We start from the raw sequence: 20,656 nt of genomic DNA, 5'->3' as shown, positions 1-20,656 counted from the left end.
TGACGCTTGCCCGTACCGTGCGCTATGATGCCGCAAGCCGACTCAAGTCGCGACCCCCGTCGCCCAGGGGCCTGTCACGCGCTGCGCGGACAGGCTGCCGGACGGTCCGAGGACGCGCCGACAACGTATGCGAGGCCTATTCCCCGATGACGACCGAGACCACCCCACGCCCCGTCGCCCTGATCATTCTCGATGGCTATGGCCACAACCCCGATCCCACCGACAATGCCGTGGCCGCGGCCCGTACGCCGAACATGGATCGCCTGTGGCAGGAACGCCCCCATGCGCTACTGCATACCGACGGCAAGTACGTGGGCCTCCCGGAGGGCCAGATGGGCAATTCCGAGGTCGGTCACATGAATCTGGGCGCGGGCCGGGTCGTGTATCAGGAACTGACCCGTATCACCAAGGCGATCGAGGACGGCGACCTCGACACCATCGCCGCGCTGACCGATGCCATCGACGCCGCGGTGGCCGATGGACGTGCCGTGCACCTGCTGGGCCTGCTCTCGCCGGGCGGCGTGCACAGCCATGAGGATCACATCCTGGCCATGGCCGAGCTGGCCGCCCGCCGCGGCGCCCAACGCATCTATGTCCACGGTTTCCTCGATGGCCGTGACACGGCGCCACGCAGCGCCCTGGCCTCCATCGAGCGCGCCAACGCCCGGCTCGCGGAACTGGTGGGCGCCGACAACGGTTTCGTCGCCTCGATCATCGGTCGCTACTTCGCCATGGACCGCGACAACCGCTGGGATCGCGTCGAGAAGGCCTATCGCTTGCTCACCGAAGGCGTTGGCGAGTTCGAAACCACCAGCGCCGAGCAGGGCCTGCGCGCCGCCTACGACCGTGGCGAGAACGACGAATTCGTCTCGGCCACCGTCATACGCGACGGCGTGAGTGCGGCGACCATCGCCGACAGCGACGCCGCGATCTTCATGAACTTCCGTGCCGACCGCGCCCGCGAGCTGACCCGCGCCTTCGTCGAGGACGACTTCAGCGGTTTCGAGCGCCGCGTGCGCCCGGCGCTCGCCGGCGGCAGCCTGGTGACCCTGACCCAGTACGCCGCCGACATTCCCGCCCCGGTCGCCTTTCCCCCCGCCGACCTGCACAACACCCTGGGAGAGGTGATGGAAAACCGCGGCCTGACCCAGCTGCGCATCGCCGAGACCGAGAAGTACGCCCACGTCACCTTTTTCTTCTCGGGCGGTCGCGAGCGGGAGTTCGACGGCGAGACCCGCATCCTGGTTCCCTCGCCGCAGGATGTGAAGACCTACGACGAGAAGCCGGAAATGAGCGCCGAGGAGGTAACCGACCGTCTGGTCGAAGCGATCGACTCCGGCCGCTACGACCTGGTCGTGTGCAACTACGCCAACGGCGACATGGTCGGCCATACCGGCGACTTCGACGCCGCGGTGAAGGCCATCGAGGCGGTCGATGCCTGCGTCGGTCGCGTGGTGGAGGCGATCGAGCGCGCCGGCGGTGCCTGCCTGGTCACCGCCGACCACGGTAACGCCGAGCAGATGGTCAATCCCGACACCGGCGTGGCGCAGACCGCTCACACCACCTTCGAGGTGCCGCTGATCTACGTCGGCCCGCAATCCGTCAGGCTGCTCGACGACGGCCGCCTGTGCGACATCGCCCCGACCCTGCTGAGCATGATGAACCAGCCGATTCCCGAGGAGATGACCGGCAGGGTATTGATCGAACCGGCATGACGACAGCTCGCGAGTCCCGCATGCCATGAATCGTGACCGGCGCCACCCCGCCCTGGGAGCCGCGCTGCTGCTTGCCGCGCTGCTGGGAGGCGCCGCGCTCGGGCTCGGCCCTTCCCAAGCGCTCGCCGAGCCCAGCGAGCGGGAAGCCCGCGAGCGCGTCGATGCCATCGGCAGCGAGATCCAGTCGCTCAATCGGCGCCTCGGCGAGACTCGCCAGGCCCAGGACCAAGCCAGCCGCGAACTGCGCGAGGTGGAAACCGCCCTCGCCGACACCCACCGCCGGCTGGATGAGATTCAGGCCGACCGCCGCCGTCTGGCCGAAGAACTCGATGCTCTCGCCGACGCCCGTGACGCGCTGCAGGCCGAGCGCGGAGAGCAGATCGAGATGCTCGGCATTCAGCTCGATGCACTCTATCGGCTGGGCCTCACGCCGCAGCTCAAGCTGCTGCTCAATCAGGACGACCCGGCGCGGCTCGACCGGCTGCAGACGTATCTCAATCGCCTGGCGCGGGCGCGCAACGAGCGGCTCGACGAGATCTCCCGTCTCGATGCCGAACTGGCCGAAAATCGTCGCCAGCAGTTGACACGCAGCGCGCGCCTCGACGAGCTGGCCGACGAGCTGACCCGGCGCAGCGCTGAGCTGGCCGATCGTATGAAGGAACGGGAGGCGCTGTTGGCCGACCTGGATCGACGTTACAGTGACGAGCAGTCACGCCTGGCTCGCCTGAGCCAGGACCGGCAGGAGGCGGAACGTGTCCTGGAGCATGTCCGCGAGGAGCTGGCCCGGCTGGAACAACCGCCTCCCTCCACCGCCATCGAACGCACTCGCGGCGACCTGCCCTGGCCGGTGCAGGGCAATGTCGCCTCGGGCTACCGTCACGACGACGGCGTGCACCGCAACGGCATGCTGATCGAAGCGCGCGAAGGCACGCCGGTCAGCGCCGTGCATGCCGGTCGCGTGGTGTTTGCCGACTGGATGCGAGGCTTCGGCAACTTGCTGATCCTCGATCACGGCGACAACGTCATGACTCTGTACGCTCACCTGCAGAATTTCAGCGCCGACGTCGGCCAAGCCGTCTCGCGCGGCGATGCCATCGGCACGGTGGGCATGAGCGGAGGCCACACGACGCCGGCACTCTACTTCGAGGTACGCCGCAACGGCGACCCCATCGACCCCCAGGCCTGGATCGCACGGAGATGATCATGAGAGGGATTTCACAAGCCCCGGACCACGGGATATGCTGGACAGCCTCGCCTCGCAACAGCGGAGTTCGCATGCCTTCACGCCCTGCCCGCCCACTGCCCGCACCACGACGCCTGCTGGCGGCGCTGCTGCCGATGGCACTGCTGGCCCTGCCCCTCGCCGCTCCCCCGGCCGATGCGCAGGCCGAGCCGGCGGTGGACGAGCTGCCGCTGGAGGACATCCAGACCTTCGCCGAAGTGTTCGAGCGTATCAAGCGGGCCTACGTGGAGGAGGTCGACGACAGCACCCTGCTGCGCAACGCCATGCGCGGCATGCTCAGCGAGCTCGACCCCCACTCCGCTTACCTCGACAGCGAAGAGTTCCAGAGCCTGCGGGAATCCACCGAGGGCGAGTTCGGCGGTATTGGCATCGAGGTGGGCCTGGAGGAGGGCCGCCTGACCGTCATCACGCCGATCGACGATAGCCCGGCATCGCGGGCCGGGGTGCAGGCGCGCGACGTCATCCTGGGGATCGATGACACTCCCACCGAGCAACTCTCGCTGCAGGAGGCGGTCACCCTGATGCGCGGCGAGCCGGGTAGCGAGATCCATCTCACCCTTCAGCGCCGCGGCGAAGACGCCCCCATAGAGGTCACCCTGACCCGCGAGATCATCCGCACCGAAAGCGTGCGCAGCGAAATGCTGGAGCCCGGCTACGGCTACCTGCGCGTCAGTCAGTTCCAGAACCGCACGGGCGATCAGGTCAACGACGCGATTCGACGCATGGAGCGTGACGGCGCGCTTCAGGGGCTGATTCTCGACCTGCGCAACAATCCCGGCGGAGTGCTGCAGGCCGCCGTGGCCGTGGCCGACGCCTTTCTCGAGGGCGGGCTGGTGGTCTATACCGAGGGCCGCCTGCCGGATACCCAGATGCGTTTCTCCGCCAGCCGCGAGACGGCCGCTCCCGACGTGCCGCTGGTGGTACTGATCAACGGCGGCAGCGCCTCGGCGGCGGAAATCGTGGCCGGTGCGCTGCAGGACCAGCGCCGGGGAATCATCATGGGCACCGAGAGCTTCGGCAAGGGTTCGGTGCAGCAGGTAATGCCGTTGGGCAACGGCGAGGGACTCAAGCTGACCACCGCGCTCTACTACACGCCCAACGGCCGTTCCATCCAGGCGCTGGGCATCGAGCCCGACGTCGCCGTGGTGCGCGGTCGCATCGAGGTGACCGAGGGCAGTCGCCAGCTGCGCGAGGCCGACCTGGAAGGTCACCTGCGGTCGAGCGGCGAGCCGCGCACTTCCAGCGAGATGCCCGCACAGCTGCGTGAGGACTACCAGCTCGGCGAAGCGCTCAACCTGCTCAAGGCGCTCAATGTCCTGGAGCGACGCGAACGCTAGGCAGAACGCTGCCGGACCCGCTCAACGGCAGGAGGCCGGCAGCGTTCCACGCTGACCGATCGCCTGCTGCATGATCAGCCGCTTGACCGGCGTGAGCCGGTCGACGCCGGAGAGCCCCAGATTGCGCAGCAGGGTCAACGCCGGATGGCGGGTACCGAATAGCAGGCGGAAGCCGTCCATCAGCGCCAGCATCGCCGCGTTGTCGCCGCGTCGCCGGCGCGCATAGCGCTCCAGTAGCCGGGACTCGCCCAGCGGTATCCCGCGCCGCCGGGCAGCGAGCAGTTCCTCGGCCAGCACCGCCACGTCCATCAGGCCCAGATTCACGCCTTGGCCCGCCAGCGGGTGGATACTGTGCGCCGCGTCGCCCACCAGGGCGAAACCCGACCGGACGTAGCGTTGCGCATGGCGCTGGGTCAGCGGCACCGCCAGCGCCGGGTCGATCACTTCCACCGCCCCCAGGCGAGATTCGAAGGCGGCTTCCAGTTCGCCGGCAAGCGCCTCGGGGGGAAGCGCCGCCAGCCGCGTTGCCTCCTGAGGCGAGGTGGACCAGACGATCGAGCAGTGGCGCTCGTCGCCGTCCACCGTCAGCGGCAGGAAGGCCAGCGGCCCCGACGCCAGGAAGACCTGACGCGCCACGCCGCCGTGCGGCCGGCCGGTGCGCACCGTGGTGACCACGGCCACGTGACCGGTATCCCGTTCGCTCACGTCGATGCCGGCCAGCTCGCGCAGCGGCGAGCGCGCCCCGTCGGCCGCCACCACCAGCGGCGCAACCAGGCGGCTTCCATCTTCCAGCATCACGGCGCGCCCGTCCGGCAACTCCTGCAGCCCCGTCACCCGGGCACCGAACCTCTGACAGACGCCAGGCAGCTCGGCCAGACGCGCCTCCAACGCCGCCAGCACCACGTCGTTCTCGACGATATGGCCCAGCACCGGTACGCCCGCCTGTTCGGCAGAGAAGCCCACTTCACCGCTGCCTTCGCTGTCCCAGACTCGCATGAAGCGGTAGGGCGTCACGCGTCGCGCCTGCATCCAATGCCAGGCTCCGAGCCCCTCCAGCAGCCGCTGTGAGACCGGCGTCAGCGCGCTGACACGCAGCGCCGGAGCCCCTCGTCCAACCCGTTCGGCCACCAACGGGGCCGGGCGCGCATCGAGCAGCGCCACGCTGACGCCCGCCCGGCCCAGCAGTGCCGCCAGGGTGGCGCCCACCATGCCACCGCCGACGACGATGACCTCGAAATGCGTCAGCGCCCGGTTTGTCTCGTCTATCATCCCGTCTCCTGTGCGCCATGCACTGCTGTCACTCTACGTCTATTGCCGACCGGCCCGGGTGTGAGGTCATCAGCGCTCCAGCCCCATGGCCCGGCGCGCCAGCCCCCGCCTTAGCGGCCCCAGCAGATTGAGTCCAATCAATCCGGCGGCACGCGCGTGGGAGAGCATGCCGCTGTCGACGCCGAACAGCCGCACCAGGCCATCGCTGAAGCGGATCACCTGGTGCCGGTCGACGATGCGCCGCGCCTCGAAATCGCGCAGCGCCAGCATGCCGCCCAACGGCTCGCCCTTGGTCAGCGCCCGCTCCAGCGACGCCACCAGGTCGGTGACGCCGCGCAGCGCCAGGTTGAAGCCCTGGCCCGCCACCGGATGCAGCGAGTGGGCGGCGTTGCCCAGTACCGCCAGGCCGGGTCGAATGGTCTCGCGCGCGGTGACCAGCGTCAGCGGATAGGCATGGCGACTGCCGACGCGGCGGAAGCGCCCCGCGCGGTCGCCGAAGGCGCGCTGCAGTTCGGTCAGGAAGTCGCCATCGCCGAGTGCCAGCCTCGCTGTCTCGCGCCCCGCCGGATGGGTCCAGATCAGCGCCATCCGTTGACCGGGCAGCGGCAGCAGGGCGATAGGGCCCTGACGGGTGAAGCGCTCGTAGGCGATCCCACCGTGAGGGCGACTCATCTCGACATTGGCGATCAGTGCCACCTGATCGTAGGGCACGGCGTCGCTGGCAATGCCCAGCTGCTCCTTGAGTCCCGAACGGCCGCCGTCGGCCAGCACCGTCAGTCCCGCGTGCAGCGTACAGCCGTCGGAAAGCGAAAGTCGATAACCCTCTACCGCGGGCGTGATCGCCTCCACGCTGGCCGGGCAGTGCCAGGCCAGAGGCAGATCGGCCAGGCGTCGATGCAGCACCCGGCCCATCCAGGCATTGGGAATGACGTAGCCCAGCGCCGGCTGGCCGAGCTCCGCGGCGGTCAGCCGTGTCACGCCCAGCCGGCCCCGCTCGCTGACATGGATATGTTCGATGGCGGCGGCCTGCTCCGCCATGGCCTGCCAAAGCCCCATGCCGCGGAAGCGCTCCGCCGAGCCTTGGGCGATGGCGCTGGCGCGCGCGTCGAAGCTCGGCTGCCAGGGGGCCTCGGCCGCCTCCGGCAGCGGCGCGGCCTCGACGACGGCCACCGTGAGCGCATGGCGTGTGATCAGCGGGGCCAGGGCGCAGGCCAGGCTCGCCCCCACCAGCCCGCCGCCAACGATGGCAATGTCCACGCTCTGGCTCGTCGTGGCGCTCATTTCGACCCTCTACGGCCGGCCGTATCGTAATGTATATTACGTAATATCACAGCCATCTCACTCCCCACTGGTTATTGCATGGCCAATAATGCCTCTATTTCGGCCACCCGCTTCGGCACGGCGTCGGTCAGCACCTCGCACCCCTCGGTCGTGACCGCCACATCGTCCTCGATGCGGATACCGATGCCGCGGTAGGGCGCCGGGATATCTTCCTCGTCGGGGAGATACAAGCCCGGCTCGATCGTCAGCACCATGCCCGGCAGCAACGGCCGTGGCTCGCCCTCATGGCGATAGTCGCCGACGTCGTGCACGTCGAGCCCCAGCCAGTGCGAGGTGGAGTGCAGGTAGAAGCGCTTGATGCTGTCGTCCTCGATGCGCGCCTCCACTTCGCCATCGAGCAGCCCCAGGCGAATCAGACCGGCGGTCAGATCACGCAACACGCCGTCGTGTATCTCTCGCAGCGTAGTCCCGGGGCGAACCGAGGCCACCGCCCGCTCCTGTGCCGCCAGCACCACCTCGTAGAGCTCGCGCTGAGCATCGCCGAATCGCCCTCCGACCGGGAAGGTCCGGGTAATGTCGCCGGCGTAGAGGTCGAACTCGGCCCCGGCGTCGATCAGCACCAGCTCGCCGTCACGTAACGGTTTGTCATTCTCAATATAGTGCAGCACGCAGGCATTGGCGCCTCCGCCCACGATGCTGTCATAGGCCGGCCCGCTGCCGCCGTGCCAGCGGAATTCATGCTCCAGCTCCGCCTGGAGGTGGTACTCCATGAGCCCGGGGCGAGCCGCTCGCATGGCCCGAACATGGCCGAGCGCCGAAATCTCGGCGGCGTGGCGCATCAACGCCAGTTCGCTCTCGCTCTTGATCAGGCGCTGCTCGTGAAGCAGCGGCGCCAGGTCGGCGAAGGCGCGGGGTGGGCGGGCACCGCGTCGCTCCCTTGCTGCGAGCCGGCCGCGAAGCTCCTCGGCCAGCGCCAGCGCCTCCGCATCGTCCAGCGGCAGGTAGAGGGTTGTGCGCCCATCGAGCAGTGCCTCCAAGCGTTCGTCGCGCTCGGCATTCCCGAAGGCCTGATCGATGCCGTACACGCGCACCGCCCCTTCAGCCCCCAGCCGCCTCCCCGTCCAGGCTTCCAGCGTGGGGTCGCGATCCTGACAGAACAGGACGCTCTCACCGTCGCTGCGCCCCGGCAGCAGCAGCAGCAGCGCCTCAGGCTCGGGAAAACCGGTCAGATAGTGGAGGTCACTGCGTTGACGGAAGGGGTAGTCGCTATCGCGGGAGCGGGTGACGAGCGAGGCGCCGGGCAGCAGTACGGCAGCATCCGCCGGCAGCCGCTTCATCAACGTCCGGCGCCGCTCGCGGTATTCGTCGTTGCCGATCGGCTCGGGGCGGGGTAGGGGCTCAGGCAGCATCGTGGCTCCTTGCGGGTTCCGGTGGATAAGAAGGTGGTATCAGTGATGGGTGGGCTCGCTGGATTCCACCTGCGGCTGGCCGGGATGCTGTTCGGTGTAGAGCAGCATGGCGGCCATGCGCGCATGCTCGGTCAGGGCGAACAGGTCATTCTCGTTTTCTGCGCTGTCGACGATGTCGGTCTCGATGTCGGCTATTCCCGCGAGATCGTCCACGGCCTCGCGCAGTGCAGCGGACCAGTTCTCGCGCGGGGCCTCGCCAGCATCGGCGATGACCTCGAGAAAGCCCAGGGTCCACTCCTGCAGGCCCCGGGCGCGCTCGGCCAGGGTGAACAGTTCGTCGGGCAGCAGCGGCTCGTAGTTGAGAGCGCTGTCGGCGAGTGCCTCGAGCGTCTGGCGACGCCAGGCCAGCAGCGCCCCGGCGCTGTCGCGGTCGCGCGGCTGCTCGACGCCAAGACCCAGGCAGACCTCTTCCAGCCAGGCGTCGGCGGAGAGATCGTGAAGCGCCAGCTCGGCGCACAGCCGGCCATCGAGAAAGGCCGGCGACTGCATGCTGCCATGGAGCAGGAAGAGGTCGGCCAGCGTGGAGAAATCGGGGCGTTCATCGTTAGGTGACATGATGGATCCCTTGTCGGGTGGCGGCGAGAGGCGTCGCGTTGACCGCTCGCAAACGGCTCTCTTATAGTGGATGATCGAAAAGATCCTGCGTGCGTATTTGACAGGATGTTAACGCATCGGGCAGACAAGCCGACACCGGAGCCCTCCATGAGCGATGACGCCTCCCGGCCTACCGCCGAGGTGACCCTGCTGGGCCGCCACTACGTGTTCGCCTGTAATCCCGGCGAAGAGAAGAAGCTACAGCGGGCCGCCCGCTATCTCGACCGCGCCATGCAGGGGATTCATGCGCAAAACAACCTGCTCGGCAGTGAGCGCGTGGCGCTCATGGCCGCGCTGAACATTACCCACGAGCTGCTCGAGGTCATGGATACGCGGCGCAGCGAAGAGCAGCAGCTCGATCATCTCAGCGAGCGTCTGGAGCGCGCCATGGCGGGAGCGCCGCTGCCCGGACAGACAGCTGCCGAATGACATTGGACGCATCCCGCTCCTCTGTTAGGATGAAGGTGTTCCCTGGGGTGTTGGCCAGTCGTTAAAGTCCCTCGAGCCTATGAGCAATACCCAGGGCGGCCATTTGCTAGCCGGACCCGTGTGCATGTCCGTGCGTCGGAAAGCCTGACGGTTCGGCTGCGGCCACCCACCTTGAACCAAGGGTTCAAGGGCCAGAACGACAGCGGCACTCTGGGGAACCTCTACACGCCATGAACCACCTGAGCGACGATCACTCCCTCGCTTCTTCCGCTTCACGTCGCCGACTGCGCCAGCAGTTGCGCCAGCGCCGCCGAGCGCTGACTCCTTATGAACAGGCATCTGCGGCTCGCGCCCTCTGTCGCCGACTGCGCCAGCAGCCCGAGGTGCGCCGTGCCAAGCGGGTGGCGCTCTACCTGCCCAACGATGGCGAAATCGATCCACGACCGCTGATCCCATGGCTGACCCGGCGCGGCGCGCGCATCTACCTGCCGGTACTCAAGCCGCTTTCCGACAATGCGCTGTGGTTCGTCCACTATCATCCGGGCACGCCCATGCGTCGCAACCGTTTCGGCATCCCCGAACCCGAGACGCGCCATGGCGCCCACCGCGCCCGACGCCTGCCGGCCTGGGCGCTGGACCTGATCCTGCTGCCGCTGGTCGGTTTCGACGACCTTGGGCAGCGCATGGGCATGGGCGGCGGCTTCTACGATCGCAGCCTGGCCTTCACCCGACGCGGCGGCCCACGCCCGACGCTGATCGGCCTGGCGCACGAATGTCAGCGCGTCGAACGCCTGCCGACCGCGCCCTGGGACGTGCCGCTCGATGCCATCGCCAGCGATGCGAAGGTGCTGCGCCCCGGCCGGCTGTCCGAGTAGTCAGCCGCGAAGATACAAGAAAAAACCGGCCGAAGCGGGGCTTCGACCGGTTCCTAACAGTCTCTGATCATGGCGCTGTCCGCCGACTCAACCACCGGTCATCAGCGCCTGGGCATACCCAGTGACCACCACGCCAATGCCGAAGGCCAGCACCAGTGCCATGACCAGATCGGGCTTACGCTTCATTGTTACCTGCTCCCTGACGCACTCAGATGGTGAGACATCGCCGCGGGGGCCCGCGGTTGGGCTGACTATAGGGCCTGTGACGCTATGGTGACAACCGCTCAAGCCGACGATTACACAATGAAACCTAAGCCATTTCTCGGTTTTGGCGTAAGTCGGCGCTCACCAACGTAAGCGAGTCGTCCCCTCAGGCCATGAACAGGCGATACGCCTCGTTGTCCGACTCCTTCCAGTAGCGATAGCCGATCGCATCGAAGTACTCCTCAACATGGGAGCGGTCGCCATTGGGCACCTGCATGCCCACCAGCACGCGGCCGAAGGCCGCACCGTGATTGCGATAGTGGAACAGCGAGATGTTCCAGTCCTGGGGTAGGTGGGTGAGAAAGTTCATCAGCGCGCCGGGACGCTCGGGGAACTCGAAGCGATAGACCTCCTCGTCGAAGTGCTCCCTGGGACGACCGCCGCCGAGGTGGCGGATATGCAGCTTGGCTAGCTCGTTGTCGGTGAGATCGACCACCGGATAACCGGCCTCGCGCAGCCGATCGATCACCGCCTCGCGGTCCTCGCCGCCCGGCTTGACCTGCACGCCGACGAAGATGTGCGCGGCTTCGGGATCGGCATAGCGGTAGTTGAATTCGGTCACCATGCGCTTGCCGATGGTGCGGCAAAACTTCTTGAAACTGCCGGGACGCTCGGGAATGGTCACCGCCAGGATGGCCTCGCGCTGCTCGCCCAGTTCGGTGCGCTCGGCGATGTGCTGCAGGCGGTCGAAATTGGTGTTGGCCCCCGAATTGATGCACAGCAAGGTCTGGCCCTCGACGCCGGTCTGCTGGACGTACTTCTTCAAGCCCGCCAGCGACAGCGCCCCGGAGGTCTCCGACACCGCACGAGTGTCGTCGAAGATGTCCTTGACCGCCGCGCACATCTCGTCGGCGTTCACTGTGATGACCTCGTCGATCAGGTCGCGCATGATCGAGAAGGGCACCTTGCCGATCTGAGCCACGGCGACACCCTCGGCGAACACCCCGACCTGATCCAGCGTCACCCGCTTGCCGGCCGCGAGCGCCGCCTTGAGGCAGGCGCTGTCCTCGGCCTCCACGCCGATCACTTTGATGTCGGGGCGCAGGTACTTGACGTAGGCCGCCACGCCGGCGATCAGGCCGCCACCGCCCACTGGCACGAAGATGGCGTCCAGCGGCCCGCTGTGCTGGTGCAAGATTTCCATGGCCACGGTGCCTTGGCCGGCGATCACGTCGATGTCGTCGAATGGAGGGATGTAGGTATAACCGTGCTCGCGTATCAGCTCCTGAGCATGCTCGGCCGCTGCGGCGAAGGCGTCGCCCTTGAGCACCACCTTGGCTCCCCGGGCACGCACCGCCTGTACCTTGATGTCCGGAGTGATCCGCGGCATCACGATGATCGCCTTGACCCCCATCTGCTTCGCCGCCATGGCCAGTCCTTGGGCATGGTTGCCGGCCGAAGCCGCGATCACGCCCTTGGCCTTCTGCTCATCGGTGAGCTGGGCCATCTTGTTATAGGCCCCGCGAATCTTGAACGAGTAGACCGGCTGCAGGTCCTCGCGCTTGATCAGGATCTGGTTGTTGAAGCGCCGTGAAAGGAAAGGAGCCGGGGAGATCGGCGTTTCCCGGGCGGCGTCGTAGACCCGGGCCTGGAGAATCTTCTTGACGGTGGCTTCAAGCATCCTGATGTCCCAGAAGGAGAATGGCGCGAAAACAGCGACTTGGGAAACGCCGCACGGTTCGCGAGCCACGCACGGCGCGCAGACAAGAGCCGGAGGGCTGTGCACGATACTCGCGCGGCGCGGCGACTCGCTCGCTCAGACAGGTAGGCGGCGTTTCCTCGCGTGCTGCGCTGCAGAGAACCCCTATAGGTAGCATTTTCGCCGCCTTGCCGTCCAGCGGCGGCGTCGGCACCGGGCCACTCCTGGTCTATAATGCGCCGCACCCGACCACCCTCACTGGTAACGAGCGAGACATGACCCAGGACGAACTGAAGGACGCCGTCGCCGCGGCCGCCATCGACGAGATCACCCCGCGGCTCGAGCAGGATACGATTCTCGGCATCGGCACCGGCTCCACCGCCAACCGTTTCATCGATCGCCTGGCCCGGCTGCGCCATCATTTCCAGGGTGCCGTGGCCAGTTCCGAGGCCAGTGCCGAACGCCTGCGTGGCCACGGTATCGAGGTATTCGAGCTCAACAGCGTCGGCACCGTGCCTTTCTACATCGATGGCGCGGACGAAGTGAACGCTCACTTACATATGATCAAGGGAGGCGGTGCGGCGCTCACCCGCGAGAAGATCGTCGCCGCCTGCGCCGAGCGCTTCATCTGCATCGCCGACGCCTCGAAGAAGGTCGAACGCCTGGGAGCCTTCCCGTTGCCGGTAGAGGTGATCCCCATGGCGCGCTCCTACGTGGCACGCGAACTGGTCAAGCTGGGCGCCGACCCGGTCTATCGCGAGGGTGTGGTCACTGACAACGGCAACCAGATCATCGACTGCTACGACTTCATGATCGACGATCCGGTGGCTATGGAGGCACGCCTCAATACCATCGTCGGCGTGGTCACCAACGGCCTGTTTGCCGCCCGCGGCGCCGATGTCTTGCTGCTGGGCAGCGAGCGCGGCGTGGAGCGCCTGACCCCGGCCTGACGCCAGCGAGCGCTCACTTACCCGGTAGCAGGTGCGCCAGACCGTCCAAGGTGCGCGCCAGCGCTCCCCGATTGGCGGCAACCACCGCCAGGGCCGCATCGGCCAGGCGGTGGCGCTCGGTCTCGTCGATGAACAGGGTGGCCAGCGCCTCGGCCAGCGCCGTGCTGTCGGTTACCTCCACCAAGGCGTCCCCTTCGCGCAGTGTCGCGGCTACATCGGCGAAGTTGGCAAGCTCGGGGCCGGTCAGTACCGGCACGCCCATGGCGGCTGGCTCGAGCAGGTTATGCCCCCCTACCGGCACCAGGCTGCCGCCGACGAAGGCCAGGTCGGCGGCGCCATAGAGGGTGAGCAACTCGCCCATGGTATCGCCCAGGTAGACGGCGGTGCGTGTATCGGGCCATTCTTCCAGAGAGCGCCTCGCCATCGCCATGCCGCGCTCGTGGCACAGCGCGGCTACCGCTTCGAAGCGCTGCGGATGTCGTGGTACCAGAATCAGCAGGGCATCGGGGAAGGTGAGGCGCAGCCGGGCATGCGCCTCGAGTAGCACCTCATCCTCGCCAGGGTGGGTGGAACCCGCCACCCACACGGGCCGTGACCCCAGCCGGGTACACAGGCGCTTGCTCGCCTCGACCGCCGACGCCTCGGGCGTCAGGTCGTATTTCAGCGTTCCCACCACCTCGAGCCTTGTCGGCGCCATGCCCAGCGCGCGGAAACGTTCGGCATCGTCGCGCGACTTGGCGGCCAGCCAGTCGACACAGGCGAGCGACGTCTCCATCAGGCGATGCAGGCGACGGTAGCCGCGAAAGGCGCGCGGCGAGAGGCGCCCGTTGACCACCGCGATGGGTACGCCCCGGCGCCGGCAGGCCGCCAGCAGGTTGGGCCACAGCTCGGTCTCGAAGAAGATGGCTAGCGCCGGCCGCCAGCGCACGACGAAGCGCCGCGCGGCACCGGGAAAGTCGAGCGGCACGAAACGGTGCTCCATACGTTCGGGCTCGCCGGCCCGACGTCGCGCTTCAATCAGCGCATGGACGCGCTCGGCACCGGTAGCGGTCATGGTGGTGACCAGCAGGCGGTGGTCCGGATAGCGCGCCAGCAGAGCGTCGATCAGCGGTCGCGCAGCCTGGATCTCACCCACCGAGGCGCAGTGCAGCCACAGGACCGGCCTTCCGGCGGGAGCTCGCCGCCCCAGTCCGAGTCGCTCGCGCCGCATGTTAGTGAACGCATGCTCACGCCACACGCGCCGCCAGATCAACGGCGAGAACAGGTAGAGCACTGCCGAGTAGAGCCAGCGGGGCCAGCGGTGGGCACGCGGCGCCATCAGCCCTCGCGATCGAGAATGGTGGCGATCATCGCCGTGGTGGAGACGCCGTCCTCGAAGCCCAGCACCTTCACCTCGCCGCCAGCGGCACGCACCGCCTCGCCGCCGGCGATCTCCTCGGCGCGGTAATCGCCGCCCTTGACCAGCACGTCGGGCAGCACCGCCTCGATCAGCCTCTGCGGGGTGTCTTCGCTGAACGGTACCACCCAGTCCACCGCACCGAGGCCGGCCAGTACCTGCATGCGTCGGGAAAGCGGGTTGATCGGCCGCCTGGGTCCCTTGAGCCGGGCGATGGAGGCGTCGTCGTTGACCGCCACCACGAGGCGGTCGCCGAGTCGGCGAGCGTGCTCCAGGTAGGCCACGTGGCCGGCATGCAGTATGTCGAAGCAACCATTGGTCATCACTACCCGCTCGCCGCGCAGCTGTGCGGCGCGCACCGCCTCGATCAGCGGCGCCTCCTCGATGATGCCGAACTCGGCCAGCTTGTCGCCATGTACGGCAGTATAGAGCTCGGCGATGGAGAGCGTGGCGGTGCCGGGCTTGGCCACCACCAGGCCAGCGGCCAGGTTGGCCAGGGTCATGGCCTCGGGGAAGCCGTGTCCGGCGGCCAGCGCCAGCCCCAGCACGCCGATCACGGTGTCGCCAGCGCCGGTGACGTCGAAGACCTCGCGTGCCCGGGTCGGCAGGTGCAACGGCTCGTGGCCGGCCCGGATCAGCGTCATGCCCTTTTCGCTGCGGGTGATCAGCAGCGCCTCGAGCTCGAGCTCAGCGCACAGCGCCGCCCCCTTGGCGGCCAGCTCGTCGTCGCCGCGGCAAAGACCGACCACCGCCTCGAACTCGGCCAGGTTGGGAGTGATGACGCTGGCGCCGCGATACTTGCCGAAATCGCTGCCTTTGGGATCGATCAGCACCCGCTTGCCGGCCGCACGCACCCTCGCGATCAACTCTTCGACCCGGTTGAGAGTCCCCTTGCCGTAATCGGAGAGGATGACCAGGTCGCAGTCGGGCAGACCCTGCTCGACCCGGGACAGCAGGCCGCGCGTGTCGAGGTCGCCCAAGCCATCCTCGAAATCGAGCCGGATCAGCTGCTGGTTGCGACTCATGACGCGCAGCTTAGTGATGGTGGGTATGCCGGGACTGCTCTCGAAGTAGGTGTCGACACCGGCGGCGTCCATGCGGGCCACCAGACGCCGGGCATTGTCGTCGTCGCCGACCATGCCGCTCAGAGCGGCATGGGCGCCCAGCGAGGCGATGTTGAGCGCCACGTTGGCCGCACCGCCGGGGCGATCCTCGCACTCCTCCACGCGCACCACCGGCACCGGCGCCTCGGGAGAGATGCGCGAGGTGGCGCCGTGCCAGTAGCGGTCGAGCATGACGTCGCCCACCACCAGTACATGCGCCTGCTCCAGCGCGGTCAGGTCAAGCTTCATCGGATTCGTCCTCTTGCTTGCGGCCTTTCGGGCGTGTCAAAGCCGCATCGAGCTTGCCGATCACGTCCTCGATGCGAATCAGCGTCATGGCGTCGGTATGGCGGACTCGCTGGCCCCAGTTGATCTCGTCAAGCTCGCGGTGCAGGTAGGTGCGCACCGCGTCGGGATAGCGATTGACCACGTAGTCGCGCCAGAGATAGGGAGCGGCCCGGTCGGGGTTGGTGGTGGCGAACAGGCCGACCGCGGGCGTGCCCATGGCATTGGCCATGTGTACCGGACCGGAGTCGGGAGCGATCACCGCGCGAGCCCGGCCGATCAGCGCCAGCAGGCCCTTGAGCGTGGTATTGCCGATGGCATCGATGACCGCCTCGGCATGGCAGAGTGCGACAATGCGCTCGCCCATCTCCCGTTCCTGGGTGCTGCCGCCGCCGCTGAGCACCGTCTTCAGGCCATATTGGGTCCAGGCGTGCTCGATGACCGCGGCATAGCCCTCCGCCGACCAGTTGCGGAAGTTGCGCAGTCGCGGATTGGCGCAGGGGCTGATCAGCAGGTAGGGGGCATCGCCGGTCAGTGCGGCAGCCTCCTCGGTGGCTTCGGCCGGCACCGGCAGGTTCCATTCCAGCGAAAGATCCTCGATGCCCATCAGGCGTGCGAAGTCGAGAAACGACTCCAGCACGTGGGCGCGTGGGTGCGGTGCCAGCTGGCGGTGGGTGAACCAGTGCTGGGCATCCTTGGCCCGCGCCTTGTCGAAGCCGATGCGCAGCTCAGCCTTGAGTCCCAGCGAGAGCACGCTGGCGCGCAGCGCCTGCTGCATATGCAGCAGCACGTCGAAACGGGTGTCGGCCAGCTCGCGCCACAGACGGCGCATGCCGGCCAGCCCCGTGGCCTTGTCGTAGACGACGAACTCGACCCCCGAGAGACCGGCCAGTAGACTGTGTTCCGCCTTGCCGATAATCCAGGTGATGCGGGCTTCGGGCCACTGCCGCTGCAGCGCGCGCACGGTGGGAACCAGGTTGCACACATCGCCGAGAGCGGAGAGTCGCAGCACGGCGATATGGCGGGGTTGGGCAGGCAGAGGATGCTTCATGCACTTGGCAACATGTCGAACGGGAAGGCTTTTCATTCTATATGATGCGGACAGTGTATGTGACGCCGACCTGACGCCACAAATCGGCCCGCCGCTCTTCGATCCCGAGCATTGGCGGCGCGAGGGGCGCGTCGTGGGCGAGGCCCCCGGGCGCGGCAGCAGTCTGTTCCTCGATGCCGGGCCCGAGCAGTGGGTGCTACGCCCCTATCGCCGCGGCGGTCTTGCCGCCAAGCTGAGCGAGAACCGCTACCTGTGGACGGGGCTCGAACGCACTCGTGCCTTCCGCGAGCTTCGCCTCACCGCCGAGCTCTTCGCTCGCGGCCTGCCGGTGCCACGCCCCGTGGCGGCGGGTGTCGAACGCCATGGCCCCACCTATTCGGCGGCCTTGATCACGGTGCGCCTGCCCGGAGCCCGTTCCCTGGTGGACTGCCTGAACGACGCCGCCCCGGCCCTGCTCGAGCGGGTCGGGGCGACCGTACGACGTTTTCACGATGCCGGTCTCGACCATGTCGACCTCAACGCCCGCAACCTGCTGGTCGACGCCCAAGGCAAGGTCTGGCTGATCGATCTCGATCGCTGCCGCCTGCGCTCCCCCGGGCAATGGCGAGAGGCCAACCTGCAGCGCCTGGGACGGTCGCTGGCGAAGTTCGGCGCGGCGGAGTCCCTGGCCCCCGTTCGCCAAGGCTACGCCCGTAGCGAGCCCGCCTGACACTCGTCTAGGCGTCTCCAGCGTACTCCTCGGTCAGGGCACGCACATGCGCGCTCATGCCGAATCTCTCGACGGCCCTCGCCCGGGCCGTCTGGCCCAGGCGGCGGCGCAGCACGTCATCCCTCCCGAGCGTCTCCATGGCCTGCGCCCAGTCCTCGGGCGACTCGGGAGCCGCCAAGCGGCCGCAATCGGCATCGAGTAGCTCCGGGATCGCCCCGCTGTCAGCACCGATAACTGCCTTGCCGGCGGCCATTGCCTCGACCACGGTGAGGCCGAAAGCCTCGTTGCGCGAGGGCACGCAGACGATATCCAGCGCTTCGAATAACCGCGGCAGGTCGGGCCGAAAGCCGGCGAAGGTGATTCGCTCCTCCAGCCCCAGCGCTGCCACCTGCTGCCGAAGACGCGCCACATAGGCCTCGTCGCTGCCCTCCGAGGCCGTCAGGCCGCCGATCAGCACACCGTGCCAGGCGAATCCCGGCGCACGCCGATGCAGACGGGCCAGCCCCTCGAGCCAAACCTGCTGTCCCTTGCCTCGGGTCAGGCGCCCGGGCAGGCCGATCGCCACGCTTCCGTCCGGCACGCCGAGCTCGCGTCGCAGCGCCTCGCTTGCCGCCGAGTCGAGCCGTGGCGCATAGGGCGCCAGGTCGATTCCCAGATAGAGCCGCCGGATGCGCTCCGGCGGCAGCGGAAAGGCCGCCAGATTACGTTCGCGCGTCGCCTCGCTGATGGAGAAGAGGCGGGAGACGCGGCCGTAGGCCCAGCGATGATAGAGATCCTTCTTGGGCCGGGTGACGCCCATGTGATCGGTGAAGAACAGCTTCAGACCCGGGCGCAGGGTCGTCAGCAGCGCCCCCAGGCGCAGATCGCTGGACTTGTGGCAGTGCAACGTCTCGATGGCATGTCGGCGCAGATAGGCCAGGATCCGTGCCACCTGCAGCAGCGCGCGGCCCCGGCTGGGCACGGTCAACGGCACGATGCCCGCCGAGGCCATGCTGTCGGCGACTCGCGAACCGTTCAGGGCCAGTCCATGAGGCTCCCAGCCCTGGCGTTGCAGCTCGGGTATAATCCGCGCAGGATACATTTCGAGTCCGCCCCAGCCGTCGGACAGGCAGATATGCATGACCTTGTGCGACAAGGCTGTCTCCTTCTTCGTACCGGGGCCCGGGAGCCCAGATGATCTCTTCTTCGCCCATGGCCGATCGCAATGCAACGGACACGGCACCGCGCATCCTGGTGGTGCGCAACGACAAGCTCGGCGACTTCATGCTGGCATGGCCGGCGCTCGCCTGCCTCAAGGCAAGGGCGCCCGACGCCCGAATCAGCACGCTGGTGCCAGCCTACACGGCACCGCTGGCCCGACTCTGCCCGTGGATCGACGAGGTGATCGTCGATCCCGGCGACGACGCCGACCGGTGCGACCAGCGCTCGTTGCTCGCCGGCCTCCGAGAGCGACGCTTCACGGCCATGCTGACGCTGTTCTCGACGCCCCGCATCGGTTGGCTGGGCTGGCGCGCCGGCATTCCGCTGCGCATGGCTCCGGCAACCAAATGGGCGCAGCTATTCTACAACCGGCGCGTCACCCAGCGCAGGTCGCGCTCGGCCAGGCCGGAGTACCACTATAACGTCGAGCTGGCCGAGGCGCTGCTGGTCGCATTGGGGCGTGAGCCGGCGCCTCGGCCCGAACCGCCCTACTGGCCGCTCCCCCCCGAAACTGTCGCTGCCCAGCGTCGCGCCATCGCCAGCGAGCTGGCTATCGATGCGGCGCGGCCCTGGCTCTATCTGCATGCCGGCAGCGGCGGCTCAGCGGTCAACCTGACGCCGGCCCAGTACGCCGAGTTGGCGATGGCGACCGATGCGCAGCTGCGCGAAGCGGATAGCCCCCGCCCGTTGTGGCTGTTGACCGCCGGCCCCGGCGAAGAGCGCGGCGCCGAGGCCCTAGCCGGGACCCTGACGGCTCGGGGACTGACAGCGGCTGTGCTACCCCCGCGCCGCGGACTCGGCGACTTCGCCCTGGCGCTCGCGGCAGCCGACCTGTTCATCGCCGGTTCCACCGGCCCGCTGCATATCGCCGGCTGCCTGAATCGCCCCACTGCCGGTTTCTATCCAGCCCGCCGCTCGGCGACTGCGCTGCGCTGGCAGACCTGCAATGACGCCTCCCGTCGTCTCTCCTTCAGTCCTCCCACCGAGGCCGGAGAGCTGGATATGGGCAGTATCGACTTGGGCGCTGCCGCCGCGAGCATCTCTACCCTTCTACAGACCCATGGGTCCCGAGGCCATCCTCTATGAAACCCATCACCGGCATTGTCATTACGCTGAACGAAGCAGAGCGAATCGGCGGTTGCATAGATTCCCTCAAGCGAGTCTGCAGTGAAATCATGGTTGTCGATTCGCTCAGCCAGGACGACACCGTGCGAATCGCCAAGGAGATGGGCGCCAAGGTACTGCTTCAGGAATACCTGGGCGACGGTCCTCAAAAGGCGCATGCCGTTCCCCAAGCATCGAATGATTGGATTCTTGCCCTGGATGCCGACGAGCGCCTGGACGATGACGCCGTCGAAGCCATCCGGGCGCTCGCCCTCGACGATCCTTCCGTCGCTTACAGCTTCAGACGGCGAAACTTCTGTGGCCCCCACTGGATCAAGGCGGCCGGATTCTATCCGGACGAGGTGGTGAGACTCTACAACCGAACGACCGGCGGCTACCTTCCCAAGAAGGCTCACTCATCGGTACAGGCACCGAAATACGTCAGCACCGGAACACATCTGCTGCATTTCACCTACGAGAGCCTCTCTCACTGGATTCAACGTATCGATCAGCTCTCGACCCGAGATGCCTGGGCAATGAAAGGGAGAGGCATCCCACCATCGACGTTTCGCCCTGCGCGGCACGCCCTGAGCGCGCTGATTCGCAAGCTGCTGCTCAAGGGTGGCGTGTTTCAGGGAAGCGATGGTTTCACGGTCGCGCTGACGACGGCTTTTCACGCCTACATGAAGTACGCCAAGCTGAACGAGCTGTATGAGAACGAAGCAGGACCCAAACGACACTAG

The 20,656-nt window shown here is 67.5% G+C and carries 18 protein-coding genes and 1 other RNA gene; 10 read left to right on the top strand and 9 right to left on the bottom strand.

Annotation, left to right across the window (positions count from 1 at the left end):
- Positions 1 to 146 precede the first annotated feature (146 nt).
- The 3 genes from gpmI to CYJ07_RS08135 all read left to right on the top strand — a co-directional run bounded on the left by gpmI (position 147) and on the right by CYJ07_RS08135 (position 4,295).
- Positions 147 to 1,715 carry a 2,3-bisphosphoglycerate-independent phosphoglycerate mutase gene (gene gpmI / locus CYJ07_RS08145; RefSeq protein WP_104203178.1) on the top strand — a complete coding sequence of 523 codons (1,569 nt, stop codon included), beginning with the start codon at positions 147 to 149 and terminating at the stop codon, positions 1,713 to 1,715.
- 25 nt (positions 1,716 to 1,740) lie between these two features.
- Complete coding sequence (locus CYJ07_RS08140) at positions 1,741 to 2,916, top strand: murein hydrolase activator EnvC family protein (RefSeq protein ID WP_197038290.1); 1,176 nt, start codon at positions 1,741 to 1,743, stop codon at positions 2,914 to 2,916.
- A gap of 74 nt (positions 2,917 to 2,990) precedes the next feature.
- The gene (locus tag CYJ07_RS08135) at positions 2,991 to 4,295 is read left to right on the top strand and encodes a S41 family peptidase (RefSeq protein ID WP_104203177.1); all 1,305 of its coding nucleotides are present in this window, start codon (positions 2,991 to 2,993) and stop codon (positions 4,293 to 4,295) included.
- A gap of 21 nt (positions 4,296 to 4,316) precedes the next feature.
- Here CYJ07_RS08135 and CYJ07_RS08130 read toward each other — a convergent pair whose 3' ends face one another.
- From CYJ07_RS08130 to CYJ07_RS08115, 4 genes are all read right to left on the bottom strand, one after another.
- The gene (locus CYJ07_RS08130) at positions 4,317 to 5,564 is read right to left on the bottom strand and encodes a UbiH/UbiF/VisC/COQ6 family ubiquinone biosynthesis hydroxylase (RefSeq protein ID WP_104203176.1); all 1,248 of its coding nucleotides are present in this window, start codon (positions 5,562 to 5,564) and stop codon (positions 4,317 to 4,319) included.
- Positions 5,565 to 5,633: 69 nt separating this feature from the next.
- Complete coding sequence (ubiH, locus tag CYJ07_RS08125) at positions 5,634 to 6,845, bottom strand: 2-octaprenyl-6-methoxyphenyl hydroxylase (RefSeq protein ID WP_104203175.1); 1,212 nt, start codon at positions 6,843 to 6,845, stop codon at positions 5,634 to 5,636.
- Positions 6,846 to 6,916: 71 nt separating this feature from the next.
- On the bottom strand, positions 6,917 to 8,254 hold the full coding sequence (pepP, locus tag CYJ07_RS08120; RefSeq protein WP_104203174.1) for a Xaa-Pro aminopeptidase: 1,338 nt from the start codon (positions 8,252 to 8,254) through the stop codon (positions 6,917 to 6,919).
- 39 nt (positions 8,255 to 8,293) lie between these two features.
- On the bottom strand, positions 8,294 to 8,869 hold the full coding sequence (locus tag CYJ07_RS08115; protein WP_104203173.1) for a UPF0149 family protein: 576 nt from the start codon (positions 8,867 to 8,869) through the stop codon (positions 8,294 to 8,296).
- Positions 8,870 to 9,016: 147 nt separating this feature from the next.
- Between CYJ07_RS08115 and CYJ07_RS08110 the strand changes: the two genes are divergently transcribed.
- The 3 genes from CYJ07_RS08110 (at position 9,017) to CYJ07_RS08100 (ending at position 10,212) form a co-directional block, all read left to right on the top strand.
- The gene (locus tag CYJ07_RS08110; protein ID WP_104203172.1) at positions 9,017 to 9,337 is read left to right on the top strand and encodes a cell division protein ZapA; all 321 of its coding nucleotides are present in this window, start codon (positions 9,017 to 9,019) and stop codon (positions 9,335 to 9,337) included.
- A 36-nt stretch (positions 9,338 to 9,373) separates the two neighbouring features.
- A non-coding RNA gene (ssrS, locus tag CYJ07_RS08105) (6S RNA) lies at positions 9,374 to 9,558 on the top strand.
- Between the two features lie 9 nt (positions 9,559 to 9,567).
- Positions 9,568 to 10,212, top strand: coding sequence for a 5-formyltetrahydrofolate cyclo-ligase (locus tag CYJ07_RS08100; protein WP_104203171.1), 645 nt, complete (start codon positions 9,568 to 9,570; stop codon positions 10,210 to 10,212).
- A gap of 370 nt (positions 10,213 to 10,582) precedes the next feature.
- Here CYJ07_RS08100 and ilvA read toward each other — a convergent pair whose 3' ends face one another.
- Positions 10,583 to 12,097, bottom strand: coding sequence for a threonine ammonia-lyase, biosynthetic (gene ilvA, locus CYJ07_RS08095; protein WP_104203170.1), 1,515 nt, complete (start codon positions 12,095 to 12,097; stop codon positions 10,583 to 10,585).
- 293 nt (positions 12,098 to 12,390) lie between these two features.
- Between ilvA and rpiA the strand changes: the two genes are divergently transcribed.
- Entirely contained in the window at positions 12,391 to 13,065 is a 675-nt protein-coding gene (rpiA, locus tag CYJ07_RS08090; RefSeq protein ID WP_104203169.1) for a ribose-5-phosphate isomerase RpiA, read from the top strand.
- 13 nt (positions 13,066 to 13,078) lie between these two features.
- Here rpiA and waaA read toward each other — a convergent pair whose 3' ends face one another.
- From waaA to CYJ07_RS08075, 3 genes are read right to left on the bottom strand one after another with little or no spacing between them, the layout of a single operon-like run.
- A complete protein-coding gene (waaA, locus tag CYJ07_RS08085) occupies positions 13,079 to 14,383 on the bottom strand; it encodes a lipid IV(A) 3-deoxy-D-manno-octulosonic acid transferase (RefSeq protein ID WP_104203168.1) in 1,305 nt (434 codons plus the stop codon).
- On the bottom strand, positions 14,383 to 15,813 hold the full coding sequence (gene hldE, locus CYJ07_RS08080; protein ID WP_104203167.1) for a bifunctional D-glycero-beta-D-manno-heptose-7-phosphate kinase/D-glycero-beta-D-manno-heptose 1-phosphate adenylyltransferase HldE: 1,431 nt from the start codon (positions 15,811 to 15,813) through the stop codon (positions 14,383 to 14,385). The genes waaA and hldE overlap by 1 nt, the downstream gene beginning before the upstream one ends.
- Complete coding sequence (locus tag CYJ07_RS08075; RefSeq protein ID WP_104203166.1) at positions 15,803 to 16,900, bottom strand: glycosyltransferase family 9 protein; 1,098 nt, start codon at positions 16,898 to 16,900, stop codon at positions 15,803 to 15,805. Before CYJ07_RS08075 ends, hldE begins: the two co-directional genes overlap by 11 nt.
- Between CYJ07_RS08075 and CYJ07_RS08070 the strand changes: the two genes are divergently transcribed.
- Positions 16,899 to 17,609: a 3-deoxy-D-manno-octulosonic acid kinase gene (locus CYJ07_RS08070; protein ID WP_104203165.1), complete on the top strand. Its 711-nt coding sequence runs from the start codon at positions 16,899 to 16,901 to the stop codon at positions 17,607 to 17,609. The genes CYJ07_RS08075 and CYJ07_RS08070 overlap by 2 nt on opposite strands.
- Positions 17,610 to 17,616: 7 nt before the next feature.
- Here CYJ07_RS08070 and CYJ07_RS08065 read toward each other — a convergent pair whose 3' ends face one another.
- Complete coding sequence (locus tag CYJ07_RS08065) at positions 17,617 to 18,744, bottom strand: glycosyltransferase family 4 protein (RefSeq protein WP_231489566.1); 1,128 nt, start codon at positions 18,742 to 18,744, stop codon at positions 17,617 to 17,619.
- A gap of 38 nt (positions 18,745 to 18,782) precedes the next feature.
- Here CYJ07_RS08065 and CYJ07_RS08060 point away from each other — a divergent pair, with 38 nt between their 5' ends.
- Positions 18,783 to 19,895, top strand: coding sequence for a glycosyltransferase family 9 protein (locus CYJ07_RS08060; RefSeq protein ID WP_104203164.1), 1,113 nt, complete (start codon positions 18,783 to 18,785; stop codon positions 19,893 to 19,895).
- Positions 19,892 to 20,656, top strand: a complete 765-nt coding sequence (locus tag CYJ07_RS08055) for a glycosyltransferase family 2 protein (protein ID WP_104203163.1) — start codon at positions 19,892 to 19,894, stop codon at positions 20,654 to 20,656. Before CYJ07_RS08060 ends, CYJ07_RS08055 begins: the two co-directional genes overlap by 4 nt.

It is taken from the genome of Billgrantia saliphila, assembly GCF_002930105.1.
GTDB lineage: Bacteria > Pseudomonadota > Gammaproteobacteria > Pseudomonadales > Halomonadaceae > Halomonas > Halomonas saliphila.
Note: the sequence above shows the minus strand (reverse complement) of the source record. Positions and strands in the feature narration are given on the sequence as shown.